At 61.8% G+C, this 19,981-nt stretch carries 26 protein-coding genes; 4 read left to right on the plus strand and 22 right to left on the minus strand.

What is annotated here, in order from left to right; translation table 11 throughout:
* Positions 1 to 185: 185 nt before the first annotated feature.
* Positions 186 to 1,322, minus strand: a complete 1,137-nt coding sequence (locus tag BDO18943_RS40025) for a hypothetical protein (protein WP_137962609.1) — start codon at positions 1,320 to 1,322, stop codon at positions 186 to 188.
* A gap of 571 nt (positions 1,323 to 1,893) precedes the next feature.
* Between BDO18943_RS40025 and BDO18943_RS40030 the strand changes: the two genes are divergently transcribed.
* On the plus strand, positions 1,894 to 3,447 hold the full coding sequence (locus BDO18943_RS40030; RefSeq protein WP_089454809.1) for a Fic family protein: 1,554 nt from the start codon (positions 1,894 to 1,896) through the stop codon (positions 3,445 to 3,447).
* A 129-nt stretch (positions 3,448 to 3,576) separates the two neighbouring features.
* Here BDO18943_RS40030 and BDO18943_RS40035 read toward each other — a convergent pair whose 3' ends face one another.
* The 17 genes from BDO18943_RS40035 to BDO18943_RS40115 form a co-directional block, all read right to left on the minus strand.
* Positions 3,577 to 3,840, minus strand: coding sequence for a hypothetical protein (locus tag BDO18943_RS40035; protein WP_089454808.1), 264 nt, complete (start codon positions 3,838 to 3,840; stop codon positions 3,577 to 3,579).
* Between the two features lie 51 nt (positions 3,841 to 3,891).
* Complete coding sequence (locus tag BDO18943_RS40040; protein ID WP_089454807.1) at positions 3,892 to 4,158, minus strand: hypothetical protein; 267 nt, start codon at positions 4,156 to 4,158, stop codon at positions 3,892 to 3,894.
* 234 nt (positions 4,159 to 4,392) lie between these two features.
* Entirely contained in the window at positions 4,393 to 4,611 is a 219-nt protein-coding gene (locus tag BDO18943_RS40045; protein ID WP_089454806.1) for a hypothetical protein, read from the minus strand.
* Between the two features lie 66 nt (positions 4,612 to 4,677).
* Positions 4,678 to 5,070 carry a hypothetical protein gene (locus BDO18943_RS40050; RefSeq protein ID WP_089454805.1) on the minus strand — a complete coding sequence of 131 codons (393 nt, stop codon included), beginning with the start codon at positions 5,068 to 5,070 and terminating at the stop codon, positions 4,678 to 4,680.
* A 90-nt stretch (positions 5,071 to 5,160) separates the two neighbouring features.
* Positions 5,161 to 5,490 carry a hypothetical protein gene (locus tag BDO18943_RS40055; RefSeq protein ID WP_089454804.1) on the minus strand — a complete coding sequence of 110 codons (330 nt, stop codon included), beginning with the start codon at positions 5,488 to 5,490 and terminating at the stop codon, positions 5,161 to 5,163.
* Positions 5,491 to 5,534: 44 nt separating this feature from the next.
* Complete coding sequence (locus BDO18943_RS40060; RefSeq protein WP_158077532.1) at positions 5,535 to 5,711, minus strand: hypothetical protein; 177 nt, start codon at positions 5,709 to 5,711, stop codon at positions 5,535 to 5,537.
* 78 nt (positions 5,712 to 5,789) lie between these two features.
* Entirely contained in the window at positions 5,790 to 6,107 is a 318-nt protein-coding gene (locus tag BDO18943_RS40065) for a hypothetical protein (RefSeq protein ID WP_089454803.1), read from the minus strand.
* Positions 6,108 to 6,125: 18 nt separating this feature from the next.
* A complete protein-coding gene (locus BDO18943_RS40070; protein WP_089454802.1) occupies positions 6,126 to 6,545 on the minus strand; it encodes a hypothetical protein in 420 nt (139 codons plus the stop codon).
* 306 nt (positions 6,546 to 6,851) lie between these two features.
* Complete coding sequence (locus tag BDO18943_RS40075; RefSeq protein WP_089454801.1) at positions 6,852 to 7,142, minus strand: hypothetical protein; 291 nt, start codon at positions 7,140 to 7,142, stop codon at positions 6,852 to 6,854.
* Between the two features lie 62 nt (positions 7,143 to 7,204).
* On the minus strand, positions 7,205 to 7,510 hold the full coding sequence (locus BDO18943_RS40080; RefSeq protein ID WP_089454800.1) for a hypothetical protein: 306 nt from the start codon (positions 7,508 to 7,510) through the stop codon (positions 7,205 to 7,207).
* 56 nt (positions 7,511 to 7,566) lie between these two features.
* On the minus strand, positions 7,567 to 7,776 hold the full coding sequence (locus BDO18943_RS40085) for a hypothetical protein (protein ID WP_137962685.1): 210 nt from the start codon (positions 7,774 to 7,776) through the stop codon (positions 7,567 to 7,569).
* A 199-nt stretch (positions 7,777 to 7,975) separates the two neighbouring features.
* A complete protein-coding gene (locus BDO18943_RS40090) occupies positions 7,976 to 9,397 on the minus strand; it encodes an Eco57I restriction-modification methylase domain-containing protein (RefSeq protein ID WP_089454799.1) in 1,422 nt (473 codons plus the stop codon).
* A 49-nt stretch (positions 9,398 to 9,446) separates the two neighbouring features.
* A complete protein-coding gene (gene flhC / locus BDO18943_RS40095; RefSeq protein WP_089454798.1) occupies positions 9,447 to 10,010 on the minus strand; it encodes a flagellar transcriptional regulator FlhC in 564 nt (187 codons plus the stop codon).
* Positions 10,007 to 11,158 (minus strand): hypothetical protein, encoded by a 1,152-nt coding sequence (locus BDO18943_RS40100; protein WP_029673841.1) that lies wholly within the window; start codon positions 11,156 to 11,158, stop codon positions 10,007 to 10,009. The genes flhC and BDO18943_RS40100 overlap by 4 nt, the downstream gene beginning before the upstream one ends.
* Before the next feature lie 183 nt (positions 11,159 to 11,341).
* Positions 11,342 to 12,679 carry a hypothetical protein gene (locus BDO18943_RS40105; protein WP_049814041.1) on the minus strand — a complete coding sequence of 446 codons (1,338 nt, stop codon included), beginning with the start codon at positions 12,677 to 12,679 and terminating at the stop codon, positions 11,342 to 11,344.
* 47 nt (positions 12,680 to 12,726) lie between these two features.
* The gene (locus BDO18943_RS40110) at positions 12,727 to 14,004 is read right to left on the minus strand and encodes a hypothetical protein (protein WP_049814040.1); all 1,278 of its coding nucleotides are present in this window, start codon (positions 14,002 to 14,004) and stop codon (positions 12,727 to 12,729) included.
* 110 nt (positions 14,005 to 14,114) lie between these two features.
* Entirely contained in the window at positions 14,115 to 14,699 is a 585-nt protein-coding gene (locus BDO18943_RS40115; RefSeq protein WP_029673839.1) for a hypothetical protein, read from the minus strand.
* 239 nt (positions 14,700 to 14,938) lie between these two features.
* On the opposite strand from BDO18943_RS40115, the gene BDO18943_RS40120 reads away from it, so the two are divergent.
* Both BDO18943_RS40120 and BDO18943_RS40125 read left to right on the plus strand, forming a co-directional pair.
* Complete coding sequence (locus tag BDO18943_RS40120) at positions 14,939 to 15,157, plus strand: hypothetical protein (protein ID WP_029673838.1); 219 nt, start codon at positions 14,939 to 14,941, stop codon at positions 15,155 to 15,157.
* 14 nt (positions 15,158 to 15,171) lie between these two features.
* Positions 15,172 to 15,534, plus strand: a complete 363-nt coding sequence (locus BDO18943_RS40125) for a hypothetical protein (RefSeq protein ID WP_029673836.1) — start codon at positions 15,172 to 15,174, stop codon at positions 15,532 to 15,534.
* Between the two features lie 132 nt (positions 15,535 to 15,666).
* Here BDO18943_RS40125 and BDO18943_RS40130 read toward each other — a convergent pair whose 3' ends face one another.
* Both BDO18943_RS40130 and BDO18943_RS40135 read right to left on the minus strand, forming a co-directional pair.
* Entirely contained in the window at positions 15,667 to 16,377 is a 711-nt protein-coding gene (locus tag BDO18943_RS40130; protein ID WP_029673835.1) for a hypothetical protein, read from the minus strand.
* 82 nt (positions 16,378 to 16,459) lie between these two features.
* On the minus strand, positions 16,460 to 17,029 hold the full coding sequence (locus BDO18943_RS40135) for a hypothetical protein (RefSeq protein WP_029673834.1): 570 nt from the start codon (positions 17,027 to 17,029) through the stop codon (positions 16,460 to 16,462).
* 627 nt (positions 17,030 to 17,656) lie between these two features.
* On the opposite strand from BDO18943_RS40135, the gene BDO18943_RS40140 reads away from it, so the two are divergent.
* On the plus strand, positions 17,657 to 18,127 hold the full coding sequence (locus BDO18943_RS40140) for a hypothetical protein (RefSeq protein ID WP_029673833.1): 471 nt from the start codon (positions 17,657 to 17,659) through the stop codon (positions 18,125 to 18,127).
* Positions 18,128 to 18,143: 16 nt separating this feature from the next.
* Here BDO18943_RS40140 and BDO18943_RS40145 read toward each other — a convergent pair whose 3' ends face one another.
* Both BDO18943_RS40145 and BDO18943_RS40150 read right to left on the minus strand, forming a co-directional pair.
* On the minus strand, positions 18,144 to 18,632 hold the full coding sequence (locus BDO18943_RS40145) for a hypothetical protein (RefSeq protein WP_049814039.1): 489 nt from the start codon (positions 18,630 to 18,632) through the stop codon (positions 18,144 to 18,146).
* A 26-nt stretch (positions 18,633 to 18,658) separates the two neighbouring features.
* Entirely contained in the window at positions 18,659 to 19,231 is a 573-nt protein-coding gene (locus BDO18943_RS40150) for a hypothetical protein (protein WP_029673831.1), read from the minus strand.
* Between the last annotated feature and the right edge of the window lie 750 nt (positions 19,232 to 19,981).

Raw genomic sequence — 19,981 nt, forward strand, 5'->3', positions numbered from 1 at the left:
TCTTTTCTTCTTCATCGGCATATCCATGGCTTTTACACCTCATGATATGCCCCGCCCACAAAATGACGGATAGGTCCGCCAATCTCGGCGCCCTGCCCGACTAGGGCGGACGTTACGGCGAGGCGGGTCCCACCCCAGATGATCGCAACAGGGGCTGCTGGGCCTCCACCGCCCCTCTGCGTGAATCACGCCAAGGGCCCGCCCGCCAATACCTCAGGATGCTTCTTTCTCATCCCCTCAATGAACGTCGCCTGTGCCGGAGCGAGCCCCGCCTGCGGAGGTCTGCAGCGTGTGACGCCCTCGACGTCGAGCCCAACGCCATAGTCCGTCGCCAGTTTCTCCAGCGCCTCGGTAACCTCCCGTCCAAGACCGCTCAAGGGCACTTTGGCGCCCGTCGTGTCCGTCGCATCTATCACCCATTTACCGGAAGCCTGGCGGCGGAGCACAGTGACCGCAGTGGGCTCGGTGAATGAGCCGCCGGCGCCTGTTTCGTTGAACGCGTCGAAGCTAAAGCTGTCGTTCGCGGGTTGGAAGATCAACCGGAAACGCCACTTTCCGAGACGCGCCTCATGTGCGATCCAGAAGCCACCGCGCGGGCCGCTGGGGGCAGACGCATGCTCTTTCAGGTACTTTTCTATTTCCGCGAATACACTCTTGACCGGGTGATCGGCGTGATACGACTCGATCTCAGCCTTGGCCTCCCGATAGACCACTTCGGCAGCGCGCAGTACAGCGCGCATGTCATCGGGGCCTTTTCGGGTGGCGAGCGCCGCCAGCAGTTCGGGGTCGGGCTCGGAATATGGCCCCTTGAGCATCATGACGCTCTCCTCCAGCGGCCACGCTTCGACACGCAGGCGCCGTCGCGGACCGGCGTATGAGAGAAGCAAGCTTTGTCCCGCCAGGGCGCCGGGGTGCTCGCAGTCCGTGAGTTTCACGGTGAAATCGTTAGGGCTGCCGGGATATTCCTGGTGGCCATCGAAGTGCTGCCACACCATCCAAACCATCGCGAGCGCGTCCATCGCGCCACGGATGATCCGGATGTCCGACTGGAACGGTGCGTCGCTGCTCGCTGCTGAATCAGTGGCGAACTCGCGGATGTCCACCATCCAGAATTCATCCTTGACGCTGCCGCGGGAGGCAGTTCCGGCAGTTTCGGGTTGCCTGACGCGCTCTGCGTCACAGGCGGCCTGCCAATTGGGAAAGCCACGCAGACGAGCGACAAATCTCTGGCCGTCGTGGAGTTGTACTTCTCCTGGTACGCCGAATTCCTTGAGCAGGACCTGGGCGTTCTTGGCTTGCTTTTTGAGATGATCAAGCGACATGACGGAGACTCCTTGGAAGGATTCGGGATGTCAGACGCCCGCTATCTGCACCCGAAGCCAAAAGGATTCGTCGTGGCGCTGTGAGACGCGTGCCTCGCGTTGCGCGAGGGTCCTGCGCCCGGTGCCCGTAGAGCTTCACCCTTGCGGGCGGTGCGGCTCCGGGAAGCCGCCATACGAGCTTAGTAAAGCTTTGGAAATGCAGCAAGCCGCAGTGCTGCGGCGGCGGCCCAGAGACCGCGGCTAGGTGTTCAAATAAACAGGGCCAATACATCCGCGAGCTTCCCCATGAAGCATATTTTGCGCGAAATCGACACTGCCTGCGGCCCAAAACCCTCCTTGTTTTGGTCTAAATTTTTGCCCCATCAGGCCTTAAAAATCGCTCACATTGAAATGACATAAGTTACGGTATATCATGCACTTAGAAACGGGTATCGATTACATAACAATGTAAACGGATGGCAGCATATCAATGTAAACCACTCATGCCATATCAATGTAAACCATCCCGGCATGTCAATGTAAAAGCTCGGCGTAGTTCAAGGCAATTTTCGCGTCCCCCACACTGTCATCCATGGCCACCTCTTCCAAGACCAAACAGTCCGCCAAGCTCGCGTCTGCCCTCAAGGCCCTCAAGAAGCTGCAGGACAAGCACCACGGCGTTGTCGAGCACACGGACCTGACCGACGAGCAGCGCGCCCTGCTCGTCGACACCGGCTTTCTGCGCTCGATCATGAAGGGCTGGTACTTCTGCAGTAATCCGGGCGACGGCGACGGTGAGTCGACGAGCTGGTATGCAACGTACTGGGCATTCATCTCGCGCTACCTGGGTAAGCGCTTCGCTAAGCGTTACTGCCTGAACCCCGAAGCTTCGCTGCTGCTGCACACCGGGAACACCACGATACCGGCGCAGGTGGTCGCAGTGGTCAAGGAAGGAAGCTCGTATTACCTCAACTTGCCCGCCAGCAAGTCAGTGTTCGTCTACGCCGACGAAAACCGCGTGCCCAAATCCCGGGTGGAGATCCGCGGCCTTCAGGTGTGGCCGGTTGCCGAGGCGCTATGTCTGGTCGGCCCGCAGTTCTTCGTGAACAACGCGGCCGATGCGGAAATCGCGCTGATGCTAGTGCGAAATGCGAGTGAGGTCCTGACCACGCTCCTCGCTGACGACGGGAAGACCGCCGCGGCCGCACGGCTGGCGGGCGCGTTCACATTCATGGGTCGTCCGCAGGAGACGAAACGCATCGTCGACAGCTTCGCCGCGGCGGGCCGGCCCATCAAGCCGGTCAACCCGTTCGAAAGGCAGGAGCCATCCCTCACGCCGAGCCGCCAGCGCTCGCCGTATGTGCTCCGGCTGCGCTCCATGTGGGCGAGATGGCGCGGCGCGGTGATAGCCGCGTTTCCGCAGCCGCCGGGGATCGGCCAGGACGCCGCTGGCTATCTGGCGCAGGTCGACGAGCGCTACGTCTCTGACGCGTATAACTCGCTGTCCATAGAGGGCTACCAGGTCACGGACGAACTCATCGAGCGTGTGGCCCGCGGAGACTGGGACCCTGAAGGCGATCCGGAACACGAGAAGGAAAAGAACACGCTTGCAGCTCGCGGGTACTTCCTCGCGTTTCAGTCGATCAAGGAGAGTATTGCGCGCCTTTTCGCCGGGGATAACGCCGGCGACATTGTGGAGCACGACCACCACAACTGGTACGCGCAACTTTTCGGGCCGTCGGTACAAGCGGGCATACTCGCAGCACATCAGTTGGCGGGCTACCGAACAGGGCCGATTTTCATCCGCAACTCGCTGCACGCGCCTGTGCCGCGCGACGCGATCCTCGACTGCCTTGAGGCGCTCTTCGACCTGATCAGGGAGGAGCCACACCCGGCGGTTCGAGCGGTTCTTGGGCATCACCTGTTCGTGTTCATTCACCCGTACTTCGACGGGAATGGGCGCATCGGCCGATTCCTGATGAACGTGCTGCTCGCGTCGGGCGGGTACCCGTGGACGGTGGTTCGTGTTGGCCGCCGCGCCGAGTACATGAAGGCGCTCGAACAGGCGAGTGTCGACGGGGAAATCACGCCGCTCGCGACGTTCATCGCCGAGGAGATGACGCAGTGGTCGCCAACGCGCGAGTGACTCGCCGCGGATAGCTGGAGCACCCAGCCACCTGCGGCGTGGCCCTGCACAATGACTGTGCCGGGCTCCGCCACCGGCTGCTGGCGGCGCTCCCTCGGTATGTTGTTTCGAGTACGCTTTTTCCTTAGCTTAAATCTTGACCTCGAACGTAACGCCTTTGGGACCAGACGCTCGATCCGCAGTCTGGTAATCACCGTAGACGCCTTCAAAGCGATGGACGTCCATCGTCCGGTCGTAGGTCTGCGCGACATAAACGAACTGCGGGTCGGACTGCGGACCAACTACCTTGACTTCACGAACCTGTGATCCCGGCCGATCATCAGGTCGAGTCAGATGTACACCAGCGTACTGTTCCCCGCCCATGGCGTCACCGATAATAACGAATACGTTCATGATCTGTTCCTGTTTCCAAGCGGCCAGACGAGCCGGCGAATTTTCCGGGGTTTAGGCGGGCAACTTCGACGGCACCGCCGACATGCCGTAGATCGTTTTGCCGACCGTGAAGTGATGCCCGTCGCGCGCGAGAACAGCGCTCTCAGCCGCTTCGGCTGCCGCTATAGATGCCACGAGCCCATCTCGCAGCTTCACGGCGTCAGCGAGCGTCAATTCAATTGCGACACCATCAAGCGTTACCACGACTGGATGCTGGACGATGCCCCCGGCAACCGTTCGTGCCTGCACCCCACCCTCAAACGTCTGTTCGTTGTACATGATGATTTTCCTATGCCTTTGCGGTGCCCAAGATACGCACCCAAAACGAATGCGCCCGAGCGTTCGCTGCAATTGCCAAAAGCACGAGCACTCCAACAGTGTCGGCCACCGGACCGCCGAAGTCACAGAACGTAACCACACCGCGCATGATTGCCCCAGCCGCGAGCGCCGTCGTCACGAGGCACATACTGGCCGCCAGTCTTCTAGCAATTTCGCTCATCAGTTTGCCGTGGGTTATCGACCAGCCTTGCGACGCGCGCCCCAGCTCGTGGCGATAAGAAAGCCGACCGCAAGAAAAAGTACAGGCGCGCCGATCACAACCCCGGCATCTGCCAGCTTGAGCGCCCAATTCGGCGCGGGGAAAATTCCCGAGCCGAGAATGAAACCGCTGCCGGTCAAAATGGCGGCCGATACAGCAATCCGCTTCACGGACCCTTTCAGTGCTTCGAGCATGTCTGTAATTCCAATCGGCTACCGGCCGGTGCGGAGCACTCACGTGCCAAACGGTTTTCCGGTGCGTCAGTCACAGTTGACGCCGAGAACCAGCAACTGGGTTCCGGCAGGGATATCGGTATTGTCGAGGCCAAAGATGTTCAGCGTCTCGCGATCCAGTCTTAGGGGATAGACAGCCTGCTTCAGCTGGGCCATATCGCCCCCTGCTAAGACGTTCTTGGCGAGCCAAGCGAGGTAGGCCTCCTTGTGCTCCACTTCTACCCCGTAATCAATCCGATCAGCCTTGCACGTCCGGCAGAATTCCTCATTCGCGAGTGCCGCCATCAGCTCGCAACCACGGGTCGGATTGAGTTCAAGTGCGTACCCATTGAGTTGATCGCCGGAGAAACCGTTGCAGGTGTGCGATAGCGCGCCCCAGTCGGTTTCGTCCCTCCTGATCGAGGGGTGCCAAAACACCAACCACGGCCCGGCATCGTCAAGCTAGACCTCGTTCGACCGTGCGTCATTGCCCCATTGCTTCAACATATGCGCTTCCCGTTTTCCTATGCCTTAATGGACTGTAGAGCTTCCGCTCAGATCCAGCAGACCAGCCGCGACGAACGCGCTCCGATGTTCCAAGAACGCACTCTCGACCTTCTCGATGTCAAGCAGGTTCAAAGTCACGCGGTTCTTGTCGAGAGTCGTCACCGTGACCGTTGCGAGCAGCCCATCACCGACCACCGTTCGATCAAGCCCGTTAGCGATCCCAACGACTTCTCCGTCTGCCACGTCGGTAAGGATAATCTTGACGAGCCCACCGATCAGGTGCATCGACAGTTCTTCTATGTGGGCGATCTCGGCTTCCGTTGCCGCAAGCCGCTGTTCCGTAGGTGCGTTCATGTGTTTTCCAGTGCCGCGCGTGGCGACGAATTTTCCGATACGTCTCAATCAACCTTGACGACTTCTAGATCGTACTCGGCCATCCAATCGGCTCCGGCGCCGCCATCGCTTGTAACAACCCCGTTATCCAGCTGATTGCGGATTTGTTCCTCGAATTCTTCGATGGATTCGCATTCCATTGCTTCGAGGTCCGCGTCCGACACTTCGATCCTGATAAGCATTTGTCGCTTCCTTCGCCGGCGCGGCCGGCTGTGGTTTTGAGTCGGGCGACTCACGGTTGCCGCCATGAGCGGTAACGATCAGGCGTCCAGTAATTTTCCTCTGTCACTTGCCAAGCGCCGCACGCTGGCTTTCTTCAAGGCGGGATCGAACTTCTGCGTCCGCGATTTTTGCCGTCGCCTCGCCCTCACCTGGTCAGCGAGCCGGCCACGGTCGAGCATGCCGTAGAGAGCGTCGACGGGCACAAGGCCGTCTTCGCGCCTGTACAGGTCGCGATTCTCCCAGCACGTCTTGAGTTCGTTCCGCACGTCTGCCGACGCATGGCCGAGCACGACGCGGGCAACTTCGGTAGGGATACGAATGAGGTTTTCTGTCGTTTGTCCGTTGCGATCGCGCATACCTGTTTTCCCATGCGTTCACTTCTTGCCGACGACACCGGAAATAATGGCTCCCGCGATATTCCCGACAACCTTCCCGGCGTCTTTCACCGCCGATAAAGCCTGTTCTTCCATGTGGAGTTGACGCGTCATCGCGCTGACCTCACCGCGCACCAGCTCGCGGCTCATCGCACGCACTTTCTTTGCGTAGCTCTCGGTGAAGATCGACTTCGACCAGTCCCAACTAATGGCCCCTGGCTGCGACTCCCACGGAGACTTTTTCGGCGTCAACTCGCCGTTGTACGCATCGACGGCCGCGCCAACAAGAACCTCAAGACCGAGAACGCCAGGTCCAAGCGCGATCTTTTCGCCCGTTGTTAGCCCTCGGCTATCCGCGTGAAACGCGCCGTCAATCTCGGCCTGCGTCGGCGGATCGTTGAAGATGCTGAAATCGCTCATAGCTTATTCCGTTCTGTTCTCCGATGTCAGTTAGCGCGCTTCCAATTCATGTCCTGGACGCACACGAGTAGTTTGCCATCAGCGGACATCTTGGGGGCTTGACCGGTCCCGCAAAGCCGCCCTTCTGCCGGCTCAGAGAATCTGTAAAGCACTCCGCCTCCAATCAGAAATACACCGCAGACGTACCAAACCCAAGCTTGCTTTGGGCGTGCCCGCGTCTTTCCACCGATCAGTAGGCACACGCCCATGATGCCCAACGACACCGCTGCTACCGTCGTGATATCCATTTATCCCTCCGATTTCCGGTCACTTGCCACAGACAGCTGCGTCCGCCTTCCAGCGACGCGGCGGCTCCATGTCGGACTTCGGCGTGTACGGACGCACGAACACTTTGCATTTCGTGTCCGCAACCGTGACCGGTACGCTGTACCCGCCTTGACCAGCGACCGGTTCACCTGTCTTCATGGTCGCGTCTCGCGCGGCCCATTCAGCCGCGCTCTTGATGTCATACCGATCTGCAGGATTCAGAGTCTGCGCGCCGACAGACGTAGAGATGGCACAAGCCGCAATGAGAGTCGAGGCAACGAAAATCTTCATGGTCTGATTTTTTTCCTCCCGGCTACTGGCCGGTACAGGGCACTCACGCGCCGATTGTTTTCCTAGTCGGCGATGCAGCGGGCGTGCGTCGCATCTTCCAGCGTGCAGGCAGCCGCCGCGTCAACCCCGTGCCAGCTCAGCCAAGGCTTGCCGTCACGTTGGTAAAAATAGAGGCTACCCTGCAATTGCCAGTCGGTTGGCAAGAGCGAAGCTCGGTCGGCGCGCAGGTCGCTCACGTCCCGAGGCAGCATTCCGCGTCGAATCTGGTATTCAAGCGCAGCGTGAGCGACAACCCCAAGCGAGATCACTTCCTCATGTCGAGGATCTGAAAGAGGAATCACGGCGTTGGCCGCGATCGCCTTTAGCACCAGGACTCCTGCTAACGCCGCTGTTCCTATCGAGATTCGCATCGTCCGTTTTCCGATTACACGGTTTTGCCAACATCACTCGGCCCGCTGCCGACCAGCGTGCCTGCCTGCTCGACGGAAACCTTGCCGCCCGGATGCCCGCATTCCCCCAGCTTTACCAAATCAGCGGGCGCTGTTTTGCCATTGCTGATCGATCCGATCACAAGGGTATGACCCACATCGCCCGAGTGAAAGTTGAACTTGAATGGCCGCTTTTGCTTCGTCATTGAGACTGCTCCCATGGTGTTGCGCTCTTTGATGACTCGGTCATTGTGGTGCGCATTGCGTACAGTAATAGCGGACAACTTTCGCCCCGATATAACGGCTTTCAGCACCGAATCTTGAGCTCGCTGGACAGGCAACCGCCGTGTAAGGTGTTCGGGTCGCCTACCTGTTACGAGGACGTTCTCCGGCAACCGGGCGCCGTCAGGCCGGCACATTCGCCATCGGCATGCGCCGCAGGAGCGTCGTCGTAAGAGACAGGTAACCGCCTTCAAGGCGCTGCGCGTAGTCCCGCGCCCACTCCGCCGCGATCGGAGACGCCAGCGCTTCCTCGACCTGATCGAGCGTGACCGCGCCGCCGGCGACGATGCTCAGATTATGATTGATCGGCAGGATGCCGGGCGGCACGCGCACGGCCTTGGGCGTCTTCGCGATCCGCGGCACGATCAGCGACTCGCGCGACAGATCGAGCGCATGAAAGGACTCCGGGGGCATCCATACCTTGCCCTGCCGGCCGCGTTTGGCCATCAGGTGCATCCGGCTCGCCAGATGCGTCATGACTTCTGGCGCAGGTTCCTTGCCGGGGAACGTGCGGATCGCCCAGCGCGTCGGCGTGCCGAGCTTTCCGTTCTGAATATCGTCCGTGTCGATGGCCGGCACCAGGCACTCGGGCGGCAGACCGCGAGCCGTCGCGGCGTCGACCACGAACACCCCTTCAGTACCGAGCCAAGGCGCGATGCGCACATCCGCGAAGTCGCCGAGCAGCTGCATGCCCTCGTAGCGGGACTCATCCACGCCCGGATGTATCGGCTTACCGCTCAGGTTCTGCCCGGCGCCGTCGTCGGATACGAGCACCACGGCCACAGGATGCACGCGCGGCGGCGAGCCGGCGCGGCGCTGTTTGGGCCGATAGAACGCCGTCTCGGCACTCAGACGCTCCACGTGGGCGAGCGACAGGCGCTGGCCAAGCCGCTCGCGCAAACGGCTCGCTGCTGCGCCTACCATCCACCTGTCTGCCGTTACCAGCCCGATACGGCCCGCCGGGCGCACCGTGCGGCTGCATCGCTCGAGGAAGCTGTGCAGCATGTCGCCCCGCGCGTAGTCCGGCACGTGGCGGCTGTATTCGTTCCGGAGCAGATCGGGCACGTTGGCGGCGCGCAGATACGGCGGGTTGCCCGCCACGATGTCCCACTGGGGCGTCGTCGGCCCTTCCGTCAGAAAATCCCGGTTGTGGACCATGTCGTTGGCCAGCGTCGCCGCGCGGGCTGGCGACCAGCCGCGCGAGGCAAGAACGGCCGCGAGACGCGATCGCGCATCGACGCACGCCGCCGGGTGAATCTCCCACCCTTCGATCTGGCCGCGCGGATCGAACCCTGCTGGCCTGGCTGCGAGCAGCGCGTCGAGCGCACGTGCGAGGAACATGCCGTCGCCGCAACTCGGATCCACGAGTCGGCCGTTTCCGTCCGGCCAGCCGAGGCGCTTGAGCAGGTCATCGACGACGGGGCTGGCGGTGTAGATCGCGGTCCGGACGTGCAGCTCGTCGATCGCGGCCAGCCGCGCGGCAGTTTCTTCGTCTTCGAACAGGAGCAGACCTTGAGAATCGGCGGATTGGGTTTGATGGTGCATGGGTTCGGTCGTGATGGGTTCTTGTCTGGAATCAGTCCGGTAGGTCGCCTCAGGCAGTCGCCGCTGCCTTGCGAGTCTTGCCGGCTCGCGACGGCGGCGCGCAGAGGCCGCACACGAAGCTGTGGTGCGGATCGTGCGCGTGCATGACGAAATTCCCGCCGCAGCGCGTGCACGGCGCCATCGTGAGCAAACCCGAATCGAAGAAGCGCACCAGCGTCCAGGCGCGCGTGAAAGTCAGCACCGCTTCGTCATCGTCCCGCTCGATGTTCTCGAGGTAGAGCCGGTAACCCTTCACCATCGCCTGAATCGAGTCGCAGCGCGCCTCCCGCAACATGAAGCGGTAGATGTTGTAGAACAGCGAGGAATGGATGTTCGGCTGCCACGTCATGAACCAGTCAGTCGAGAACGGCAGCATGCCTTTCGGTGGCGATTCGCCCTTCAGTTCCTTGTAGAGCTTGATCAGGCGATCGCGCGACAGGCTGGTCTCGGACTCCAGCAACTGCAATCGCGCACCGAGCTCGATCAGTTCGATCGCAAGAGTGACCTCCTTGATCTCCCCGAGCACGCTCTTTCGGGCCGGGCCGGCGTTCGATCTACGCGTAACCTGATTCACCGCGCCGCCTCGGTCGTTTGATCCGGCGCCACGAGATCGCCTTCCGCGCCGCCGCCCGCGGAAAATGCGTTCCTGGCCGTCGACACGAATTCCCGAATGAGATCGACACGATGCTCGATCAGGCGTGGTGCCATCGATTCGCCATCGCGCACGTCCAGCTTGATGCGACAGATTTCGTTGCGATCGCGATGCCACTTGATGTCGATCTCCCGCGCAAAGCTGAGCAGCTTGCGCAAGAGTCTCTTCTCGGCCTCTTCGATGGTTACCGTCCGTACCGCGCCGGCTTGCGCTACTGCCACGCGGGTATCGCGCGCCTGCATGCAAGCTCTTGCGTACCGCTCCATGTCAATCTGCGTGTAGCGCCGCTCATCGCTCAGCGACCCTGCCGCCCGGGCCGGATGATGGCATGTGCCTTCGCTCTTACACTGGCCCGGCAGGTCACAGTGGTGAAACGAGCAATTCGCAAACGGCGCGGTGCGCTCATCCCGTGCCCCTGCCGCATCATCGGCGACGGGCCTGGCATAGCAATCAGGAGGGTTATTGGTGCACCTTGCAACGCACCCCGCGCACTTTTCCGGAGCGTCATTTGCGACGGTGCAGGCGGAGCGATCCCAGTTATCCGCCTGGCCGGACGTCTGGATGCTGGCCACGCCGACCGTCGGCACGTCCGCAGGACGCCAGACCGTCGCACACGCATGGCACTTGTGCGACCGATGCGGGGGGTTATCCCACTCCTCCTCGCCATCGTGCGCCGGCTCGGGAGCGTCGACGTGTTGCAGACCACATGCTGGGCAGAACAGCAGCATCGGTATCGGCTGGCTGATGATGGCCTGTCCGGGCGTCTGCAGGGTAGCGTCCAGCAGCATCCAGCACTTCGCGCGGCTGTTCATCCATTCGTAGTCTTCTGGTGATGGGCCGTCGCGGCACTGAGCATCCACCCATCCATCTCCAGTGAAGTCCCATCGAGCGACGACCGGCATAATTCGCTCGCCGTCGTGAAGTAGGACCGGCACGCTGTACTGGTCGCCGTAGAACTCCAGCGTCTCTGCTGCGGGAATATCCGGTACGCGCCTCCATCCCACCGGGATCGCCCCCTGTTGAGCCGCCTGCGGGGGGACAGTTTGCCCCGATTTTGTCACGTCGCTCATCTTGAATGTCCTCTTGACCTGTTCAGGAGGTCGTAATGGATACTTGGTTATGCATTCGTTGCCACAAGGAATGGGCCGTTGACGCTGAGAAAATCGGGATCGATTCGTTCGGCATCTATGTCTTCTGCCCGCACTGCGGCCGGAGGAACCAGCTCGAAAGCCTCGGCCATCGGCGCGGGGCACTTATCCTTCGGCAGACGGGGAAGTAGCGGAAGGCTGCGGGGCGGCGGCGATCGTGGCCCGGTGCGCGGCTTCGAGTGCGTCGTCTCTGTCCTTCCCGGCATGCTCAGTGGTGTTGAAGGCAATGAGCGCCTTCGAGCGCATATCGTAGGAGCGCTCGATCGGCACGAGCGCATAGCCGGCCGGGATCGCCAGCAGCTGCGGGGCGTCGTAGAGCTTCGTTTGGGGCGGCAGATCGCACAGGAGCTTGACGCCTCCAACGTAGTTAGGGTCGCGGATCGCCACCGGTTCCGCCGCCTGCGCGGGGGCGTCGACGAACCCAAGCGCGCGACTACGTGCGCCAGCGCCGCCATGTTCTTCGCCGAAGTAGTGCCCGAGTTCGGGCTCGTCGGGCCAGTCGATGAGCCACGCGACCGCCGGCTGTGCGGGGGCGCGAGACAGAATCGCGGCGATGCGCTGTGTACCGTCCTCGATGCCTTCGCCCGGCGCGAGCTGCGCCGCCGCCCAAACCTCGTGTGCGATTCCTTCCGCGCCCGCCGCATTGGGCGATGAGGTGCGGGCAGCAAGCAGCCCCGACAGCTTCACGATGTCGACGACCATTTCGACGCATTCGACCGGCAAGCAGATTCCATGTGCATCACAGATCGAAACCACGTCGTCGTAATCGAACACCGCCCGCTCGTCCGTCACCGCCGGTTCGGGCTGCGCTGGCGTAAGTGCCCGCGCCTCGCGCTCGGCTACTTCTCGTTCGGTTCGATCGAGCAAGTTCAGATATTCGAAAATGTGCTGCGGAGTCGGTTTCGCGTTCGCCCACGCGACGATCATCTTGCAGTGCTCGTGCTTGCGGTGAATGTCCCCGTATCCGGTGTAGTCGTCGCCCAGCACCTGCAACCCGTAGGCCATATCGCCTTCGGCCGGCGCTTCGACGAAACAGTCGGTCAGGGTGCCGTCCGGTGCGCGCATCTCGCGAACCCGCCAACCCAACCCAACCGGCGCTGCTTCGTGCTGCTCGACAGGGAATGCGGCGAGGATAGCCGCACGCGCCAGGGCACGGTCGACATCCTTGATTTCGTCGGGAAGCGTATCGAACGCCATATCGAATGACAGGTCGCCGACGCCTTTTGCCAAGTCGCGGCGTATGGCATGCATTGCGATTGCCGCAGCTTCGACACGCTCGTCCCTCGGCGCTGCAGCCGCATCGTTGGCGACGAGCTTGCTCGGATCACCCCGATCGAGGGCGACGATCGCCTGCTCGATTGCTTCACGGTTTCGCACCGGCACGCTCGTCCAGTCGAGATCCTTGAGGGCTTGCGCGATCGCATTCGTGTCCATGTCAGCCATTTGTGTTGTCCATCCCATTCGGGTTGAAAAGCCAGTTCCTACCGGGATCAGGTTGAGGGGCCGGTGGCATCGTCGGTCTGATGCTCTTGGGCCAGAGAGGAAAGGTGGAACGTAATGTCCGCCAGCGCCCCCAGTCCCTGCGGTCTCGCCACGGTTTTGTCCACCCAGTCTGCAAGGTCAGTGCGTCCGATCCCGTTGAACGTCGCCTTCAACTGCACGGGGAGCTCGCCGTTCATCGAGTGCGGTGCTTTCGGCAACGCCGCGTCGTCGGGAAAATCTTCTTTGACGATCGCCACAAGTTCGGCCCATGCCTCCGAAGCAGCCTTGTCACGTCGCATTCCGTTGACGGTCTGATCAAGCTCCGCGTCGGGTATGCCAAGCCGACGCAACAATTCCGATGCGGAATCGACGGCCGCGTCCGTCATCTCGTCAACGATGGACCGGTTCGGGCTTTCGCGATCGTGAAGGGATTTCAATTCATCATCGAAACGAGCAACTTCGTCCGGGCCGAGTCCCAGCCCGGCGGCGACCGCCTCACGATGTTTCCAGGCGCCGAGCAGCATGAGCCGGTGGACTTGCCATCCGGCGCCCGCTGCTTCGACATAGACGTCGCGCTGTAGCACCTGGATCGCTTTCACGCGCCCAGCTTCCAGGTCACCATCGCCCAGGTGGAGGATCAAGGAGCACAAGATCGGCCACTCGTTGCCACCGAACAGCCCCAGTGGCATGGCGTAACCGCAGGAAGGATGGAATCGCAACTCGAAGGCATCACTCGCGTCGTCGTCGCATTCCAGGAGAGCCTGATCGAGAGCGGTATCTCCGAGTTCCCCCAGCGCGTTGATGTGGTGGTCGCGGACGCAAACAGGGCGCAGGAGATCGAGAAGCGTTGCCCGGTACGCCTTCCGGATGGCGGCCACCCGATCGGCCGGCAAGTTCATCTCACTGGCGCGGTGTGCCCGCTTCGTGGCATCCCGCGGCATCACCAGATAAGGGGAAAACGAAAAGCCGGGGCCACTCAATGACGGATTGACGCGGACGAAGACCTCGCAGTCCGGCGTCGTCAGCATCCAACTGGCGGACAGATCCTTGTAATCGTCGCCGCCGATATGCGGCGGACCGTAGCGCCGATGCATGTACGCAAAGAGCGTCGCCCACTGGCACTTCTTCAGGGGCGTGCTGTCGAGGACCGCATCGTCCAGGCTGTATCCGTCCCACAGGTCGCGGCATTCGACGAGCGTTCCACCCCACTGATCCACCGTCGACGAAACGAAGTTCGGGTCAGGCAGGTGACGAGGTTTGCGAGGTGTCTTCTTCGGTTCGGTCATTTTCTGTTCGGTCCGGCGAAAGTGCTCGTGGGTGCTCCGCGATAGCCCGGGGGAATCCACGGTGTCATCCCATCGTGCCGGACGAAGCGCGGAATTCAAGATGTCGAGCGTCAATGCGGTACCGGGCCCCATTCCTCACCGAGCGCCATATCCGCAAGGAAGTGCTCGATATCGTCGGGAGTGAGGTCCTGGACATGGCTCACGAGGAGTTCGATGCCGTATGGGTTCACGCAGTAGATGTAGTCCTCTTCGGAATAAAGGCCGTGGCCTTCAACGTGGACGGGCTTCCTGTCACGAAGCGTTTCGAGAATCTGTTCCGGAAGCGGGAGCTTGAGTGCAGGCCAGTCCTTCGCCGCGATCAGCTTCTTGATGCCCTCGCGTTCGACGGCCGCCTGCGCTTCACGTCGCTCGACCTGCTGGTCGTGGATGCCGTGTTCCCATGCCTGGGAGAGCTCGTCATCGTCCCGCAGCAGATGCGGGATCGGCTCGTCCGCGTAGTGATACCCCGCGCGGCGGGCAAGCTCATACGCCCTGCGTCGGTGCCGGTCGAACGCCGGCGTTCCCACGTCGCCCGATGTCACGTACAGCCACATCAGCGCGGACTCGCACCGCGCGTCCAGTGCCAGCGAGAAAAGGCTTTCCACCTCCCCGCCTTCCGCATCGTTCCGTTCAGGATTTGCTGACGTGCCCTGCATAGCTACACCCTCGTATCGTTCTGTCACAAGGCGCATTCTATTCCGATACTTCCTACCGGGAAGTAGTTTTCCGCCCGGCACTTATTTCTGCGGGACCGCGTGCCTCTGCAACGACAGGGTGCGGTGCTGGTCTGGTCAGGAAGTCAGCCGAGCATGCGCATTTCGGGGATGGTTCCCCGGCTTGAGATGCCGGGGTTGATCGGTATGATTTGAACGTGGACCTCCCAGCGGAGACGACGATGGCACACCAAGTAATCGCGACGTTTTTCAACGGCGGCAAGAAACTGGGCGAACTGGTTGTGTTCGAAAGCGCCGACACCTCGGAGGCCTGGAGGGCATGCAACGCGTATGCGGATCGGCCCGAAACGGAGCAAATTCAGGTCATCCGTCGCATGATCAACGCAACCAACGCGCTGTTTCATGTCCGGAAATGCAACCCCGAGCCGCTGCTTGCGTAACCGAAGAGGTTTCCATGTCCGATATCGTGAAGGCCCTGTACGTGACAGACGATCGGGATCTGCCCGACGATGAGCAGCGCGCGCTCGTCATCTTCCCCGGCGGCAATGGCGACTGGTACGTCCAGGTCGCACCGAAACACGGCTGCGCGATCGAAGGCGTGCGGATCTGCATGTCGGGCGGCGCCGCGATGCATTGCCCGGGACTCGGCCCGGCAATCGCAGAAGCCTATCGGGCGATGATCGCCGCGCAGAATGGTGAACGACGGGAGCCCGTTCCCACGCGAGAGGAACTGGAGCGAGAGGTGCACGCGTGGCGCACGGCATTTCCGAAGCATCAGTTCGACGGCATCTTCGATATCGTCGAAACCCTCGAATGAAGCCGGGACGATCAGTCGGAAAACGCCGCATCCGCCATTGACGCTTGCGCATCGACCGCGACACGCGGCCCCAGTATAGTTGCGCCTGCCCCATTCCGCGGTGCCGTGCTGCTTGTCTAAGGTGCCGTCTGGTCAGAGGTTCAGATACTCGAGCGCGTGCCCCTTGAGCAGGATGCACGTGCCGCCGGCCTCTTCCAGGAGTTCGGCCATGCCCCGCGACTCAAGCCACTCGAACGCCTCCTGGATGGCAGGGTCGGCTTCCTCGAGCGTTTCCACTTCGGTGCCGTCTTCGGCCGACAGCCCAAATGCCGGGGTGAGCGCATCGGAGCGCACCGCGTGGGAAAGGAGCAGCTCGACCATGCTCTGGTCGGCAATCTCGATGGCGCGGGCCGCCTGCGCGTCGCTCGTTCCGCCCGAGGCTTCCCGCACATCGGCCGAGCTCGCGCCGGCGGCCGGCTGCTCGGCGATCGCGGCGACGCCGCGGCGCAATTCCTGCGACGCATACATTGCGCGTCGCATCTTGTGCTCTGCCCGTGTGCAGCGACATCCGCCGTTGGTATGCATCCCCTTCGGTGCCCGGATGACGCAGCCGCCGTCCGTGCAGCCTTCCACGGATGCCATCAGGGCATCGTATCGCGTCAGTGCGGCCGTCAACCCTTCCGGAATCGAAATGGTCCCGCTGGCCAGATGGAGATCGGTGATCGCGCGAAGGATGCGATCGATACCGGGATGACCTTCGAAGCCGAGCAGCGCGCTGATCGCCCCGATGTCCGCGCACGCCTGCTTGAACGCGGCCTGATAGTCGGGTTCCTCGTCGTTGCCCTGTCCGTTCATGTCATTCATCCGTGTTGATTCGGGAAATCCGTGGTTCTGGAAAGACCATACCGGGTCAGCGCGGCAGTTCAAGGCCGCTGAGCCCGGTGGATCAGCAGAGGCCGGCGTGCCATTCCTCGCCGTGGGCCATTTCCGTAAGGAAGGGCTCGATATCGGCAACCGTCATGTCCCGCGGATCGCCCAGGAAAAAGAAGCCGTGACCGCCGAAAGGATTGGCGAAGCGCACGCAGTTCCCATCCGGAAACAGCCGGTGGCCGCAGATGAGGCGCGACTCACCGCCCTGAAGGTCGACCAGCAGTTGCTCCGGTGCGGGAAGTCCGAACGCGGCCCAGTTCTTCGCGCGGATCAGCAACTCACGCGCCTGGCGCCGGGCGCATTCTTCCGCTTCCAGCCGCTCTTTCCGCCGGCGCTCGACGCCCTGCGCCCATCCATCAACTGTCTCGGAATCGCCATCGAGCAGATGCGGCATGGGCTCGTCGGCGTACAGGTAGCCTGCCCGGTCGGCAAGTTCCCAAGCGCGGCGGCGATGACGGTCGAACGCTTCCGTATGGAGGTCGCCGGCCGTGACGAGCAGCCGCATCAGAACGGCTTCGACACACGCATTGAGCGCCAGCGAGAACAGGCTGTCGTTACAGACTGGATTGTCAGGTGATGTCGGCACGGGATCTCCGCAGTTTCGGTTCCGGAAACATCAGCGCAGCGAAACCCCTTGCATCCCCGTCCGGCAGACACATCGGTTATCCTGCGCTTCTCGCTTCCTGTCAGGAAGTATATATGCCTACGGGCCAGAATCCCCTCCAAACGCACTCCACCATGCGCCGCGACCTGCACCCCGCGCAACACACTCAGTACGTGGCCGTGAGCGACCTGCTCGGCAGCGAGCAACCTCTGCCGAAACATCTCGACACCACTGCAATACCGTGCGTTCGTCGCACCACGCCGTGGACGTGGCACTGCAGGCCCCGGTATGGGAAGCTACGAGCGCCGTTGCATTGCCGGGCTCCTGCCGCCGCACCTATCTCGTCGAGGACCGCCGTCGGCGCCGGCGCACGGGCCAGTTCGACGTCGTAACCGAGCCTGGAGTATGGCGCTGCACTGATTCTCCACCGCTGACAACACGCATAGACGAGTTAATACCTGCCTCCGTTCGCGGCACTTGACAGTAGCCTCGATTGGGCAGAGCATGATTTTGTGCTGCCTGCCTCCACTCGTGGCACTAGTCTCGCTGCCCGTCAGGCAACGAGAGACGGGCTCCCGGTTTGCAGACTGGGGGCCCGTTTTGTTTGATATGACGAATTATTTCGATCGCTTCCTGCCGACGCGAAGCGCGTTGTTCGACGAAGAGGACTCGGGCGATCATATAACCCCAATTTCGGACCTGTCTTTCCGGACAGGTACTGGTTCTGGCTGGCGCGCATCGAGCCGTATATCAACATTCCGCTGCGAAGGTCCACATGCTCGAATACGCCGTCGAGCGCGCACGCGGCTGTCCAACGCGGACGAGATCTCGCTTTTCGTTGGCGAGATCCACAACTCGGACATGGCGTGGTATTCCGTTTGGAATTTACAGACGGACCCGGACGATCTGGTGCGAAACACGGTCAGTGCAACCATCGACCGGGCGCGGGAATATGCAGCGTCGCCGCGACGGGCCTCGCGTCTGCCCTTCCTTGCGGCAACACTTCTCGGCGTCTTCACGCCGCTCATGGTCTGGCTGACCATAGGTGTCGCGGCCATACGACTCCACCACTACCTCTGACGCTTCCAGTCAGGAATCACGCGCAGGTGAATGCGGCCGCCTGCCCCTGCCCAACCTTCTCGCGGCGCTCAAGCTCAGCAGTCAGCCGATGGATTCGATTCGCCAGCAGTTGCCGCTGTTCGGACGAGCGGGCGCGATCGCGCTGGCGGCCGGCGGCACCACGTCCTCCCAGCCTGGACGGATCGAACCGCGCTATATCCGCGGACACTGACGCGGATTGTCGTCGCTTGAGGCTCGCGATTCGGCTGAGTATCCGGAAAGCCGGGATAGCCCGTAGGTTCGCGTCTGCGACCGCTTCGATCACACAGCAGGCGGTCGCGGCGTCCGGACCATAGAACGCCAGCTCGACCGGCCGACCAGCATCGCGCAAGCGCGCGAGCAATGCGTTGTAGTCGCGGTGGTCCGTTTCGATGCGCTTCCCGAGAATGACTCCACCGAGCTCAAACGCGAATGGATCGGGTTCGAGTGGGCGTGATGCCGCTGCCGGGCTTCGCTGCTGGGTCATTGCCTGATCTCGCAAACGCTGGCCAATCAGATGCCGGTCGCCACACGGTACACCGGCGCTCCGCCGGCGCCGACGGCTACGCCGAACGAATACCTCCCGGAATCCGTGGTGACGGTCAGGCGGCCGGATTCCTTGATCCCGGTGTCATCGACCGTCAGGTACTTCAACGCAATATACCGATGATCAATCACGCCCTTGATGCGCAACCTGAGCGCCTTCGAGGCTTCGACCTTGGTAATCTCGCCCGGCAGTTCGAGAATGGAAACCCGCACCGGGGCGATTTCCAGCGTGCCGCCGTCCCGCACGAGCCGACGATCGTTGTTAGTCGTGGCGGCACCGTTCTTCGCAATGTCGTACACCGTCGGGCCGCCGGGCGTCAGGAAGATCACGTTCGTTGCGGACGCGCTCGCGCCACGGGGCCTGAGAACGACATCCCGGGGATTCTTGCCGAAATCCACGCTCCAGTCGATCGAATCACCGATGAACGCGGCGCTGGGCGAGTCCGTCAGGTGGATGGATGACTGAACGGCTCCCGCTGCGTGGGCCGTCGTCGCAATAGCGGCGCACGCCGCGAAGATAAGAGAGACGAGTTTCTTCATGGGAATCGTTGCGTCGTGTTTGAAGGGTTGATGATTCGCGGCGCCCGGGATCAAGCAGACAGCAGGTTGTCGGAGGCGTCGGGAAGACGGTCGTTCACTACTGCCGCCAGTGTACGGAGCGGGCCGCCATACAGAAATCCCGAATGGACACCTATCCCGGGACGTTTCCGACATTTACGGCTTGCTGTCGCCGTTGCGCCTTACGCCGCCATGCGCTTCGGCCCGCGCCGTTGTGCCCCAGAATATGTCGAAGCCGCAGGCTCCAGTGATCCACGATCGCGAGCCGAGAGTGGCGGGTCTGGCCAGACCTCGCGCAGCCCCATCACACACCTCCTCTCAACGGCCAATGGTGACCAGTTCTACAGGACCGGGATCAGCATTCGAGGCGTGTAGTCTCGAAAATCCCGGGGAAATACCCGAAAACACCCAAAATCGAAGACCGGAAGAAGCGTTTTCAGGTCAAAACTTCGTGAATCCATCTAAACATCGGCATTCCGAGACACTGGATTGCACGAAACATCGATTCGTTAGCGAGTTCTTACGCGACGCTCGGGACTGGTACGCAACAATCCACCACTCGCCGCCAATCATCCCGGCCTGCGCCGTGAAGCCGGTTACCTACAGTCCGAACCGCCCCTGCTCGCCCGCGCGACCAGGGAAGCGCCGCTCCGGAATCGGCGCGAGTCAAGCTAGTTGTCGTCTCGGTCATGCTGCCAATGGCTCTATATCGGTCGAGCGCGTATACGTTTT

It is taken from the genome of Burkholderia aenigmatica (assembly GCF_902499175.1).
GTDB classification, from domain to species: domain Bacteria; phylum Pseudomonadota; class Gammaproteobacteria; order Burkholderiales; family Burkholderiaceae; genus Burkholderia; species Burkholderia aenigmatica.

Coding starts and splice junctions, on each gene's coding strand:
- BDO18943_RS40025 (WP_137962609.1), bottom strand. CDS start 1,322: ATGTCGCTTGATCATCTCAAAAAGCAAGCCAAGAACGCCCAGGTCCTG.
- BDO18943_RS40030 (WP_089454809.1), top strand. CDS start 1,894: ATGGCCACCTCTTCCAAGACCAAACAGTCCGCCAAGCTCGCGTCTGCC.
- BDO18943_RS40035 (WP_089454808.1), bottom strand. CDS start 3,840: ATGAACGTATTCGTTATTATCGGTGACGCCATGGGCGGGGAACAGTAC.
- BDO18943_RS40040 (WP_089454807.1), bottom strand. CDS start 4,158: ATGTACAACGAACAGACGTTTGAGGGTGGGGTGCAGGCACGAACGGTT.
- BDO18943_RS40045 (WP_089454806.1), bottom strand. CDS start 4,611: ATGCTCGAAGCACTGAAAGGGTCCGTGAAGCGGATTGCTGTATCGGCC.
- BDO18943_RS40055 (WP_089454804.1), bottom strand. CDS start 5,490: ATGAACGCACCTACGGAACAGCGGCTTGCGGCAACGGAAGCCGAGATC.
- BDO18943_RS40060 (WP_158077532.1), bottom strand. CDS start 5,711: ATGCTTATCAGGATCGAAGTGTCGGACGCGGACCTCGAAGCAATGGAA.
- BDO18943_RS40065 (WP_089454803.1), bottom strand. CDS start 6,107: ATGCGCGATCGCAACGGACAAACGACAGAAAACCTCATTCGTATCCCT.
- BDO18943_RS40070 (WP_089454802.1), bottom strand. CDS start 6,545: ATGAGCGATTTCAGCATCTTCAACGATCCGCCGACGCAGGCCGAGATT.
- BDO18943_RS40075 (WP_089454801.1), bottom strand. CDS start 7,142: ATGAAGATTTTCGTTGCCTCGACTCTCATTGCGGCTTGTGCCATCTCT.
- BDO18943_RS40085 (WP_137962685.1), bottom strand. CDS start 7,776: ATGACGAAGCAAAAGCGGCCATTCAAGTTCAACTTTCACTCGGGCGAT.
- BDO18943_RS40090 (WP_089454799.1), bottom strand. CDS start 9,397: ATGCACCATCAAACCCAATCCGCCGATTCTCAAGGTCTGCTCCTGTTC.
- BDO18943_RS40100 (WP_029673841.1), bottom strand. CDS start 11,158: ATGAGCGACGTGACAAAATCGGGGCAAACTGTCCCCCCGCAGGCGGCT.
- BDO18943_RS40105 (WP_049814041.1), bottom strand. CDS start 12,679: ATGGCTGACATGGACACGAATGCGATCGCGCAAGCCCTCAAGGATCTC.
- BDO18943_RS40110 (WP_049814040.1), bottom strand. CDS start 14,004: ATGACCGAACCGAAGAAGACACCTCGCAAACCTCGTCACCTGCCTGAC.
- BDO18943_RS40115 (WP_029673839.1), bottom strand. CDS start 14,699: ATGCAGGGCACGTCAGCAAATCCTGAACGGAACGATGCGGAAGGCGGG.
- BDO18943_RS40120 (WP_029673838.1), top strand. CDS start 14,939: ATGGCACACCAAGTAATCGCGACGTTTTTCAACGGCGGCAAGAAACTG.
- BDO18943_RS40125 (WP_029673836.1), top strand. CDS start 15,172: ATGTCCGATATCGTGAAGGCCCTGTACGTGACAGACGATCGGGATCTG.
- BDO18943_RS40130 (WP_029673835.1), bottom strand. CDS start 16,377: ATGAATGACATGAACGGACAGGGCAACGACGAGGAACCCGACTATCAG.
- BDO18943_RS40140 (WP_029673833.1), top strand. CDS start 17,657: ATGACGAATTATTTCGATCGCTTCCTGCCGACGCGAAGCGCGTTGTTC.
- BDO18943_RS40145 (WP_049814039.1), bottom strand. CDS start 18,632: ATGACCCAGCAGCGAAGCCCGGCAGCGGCATCACGCCCACTCGAACCC.
- BDO18943_RS40150 (WP_029673831.1), bottom strand. CDS start 19,231: ATGAAGAAACTCGTCTCTCTTATCTTCGCGGCGTGCGCCGCTATTGCG.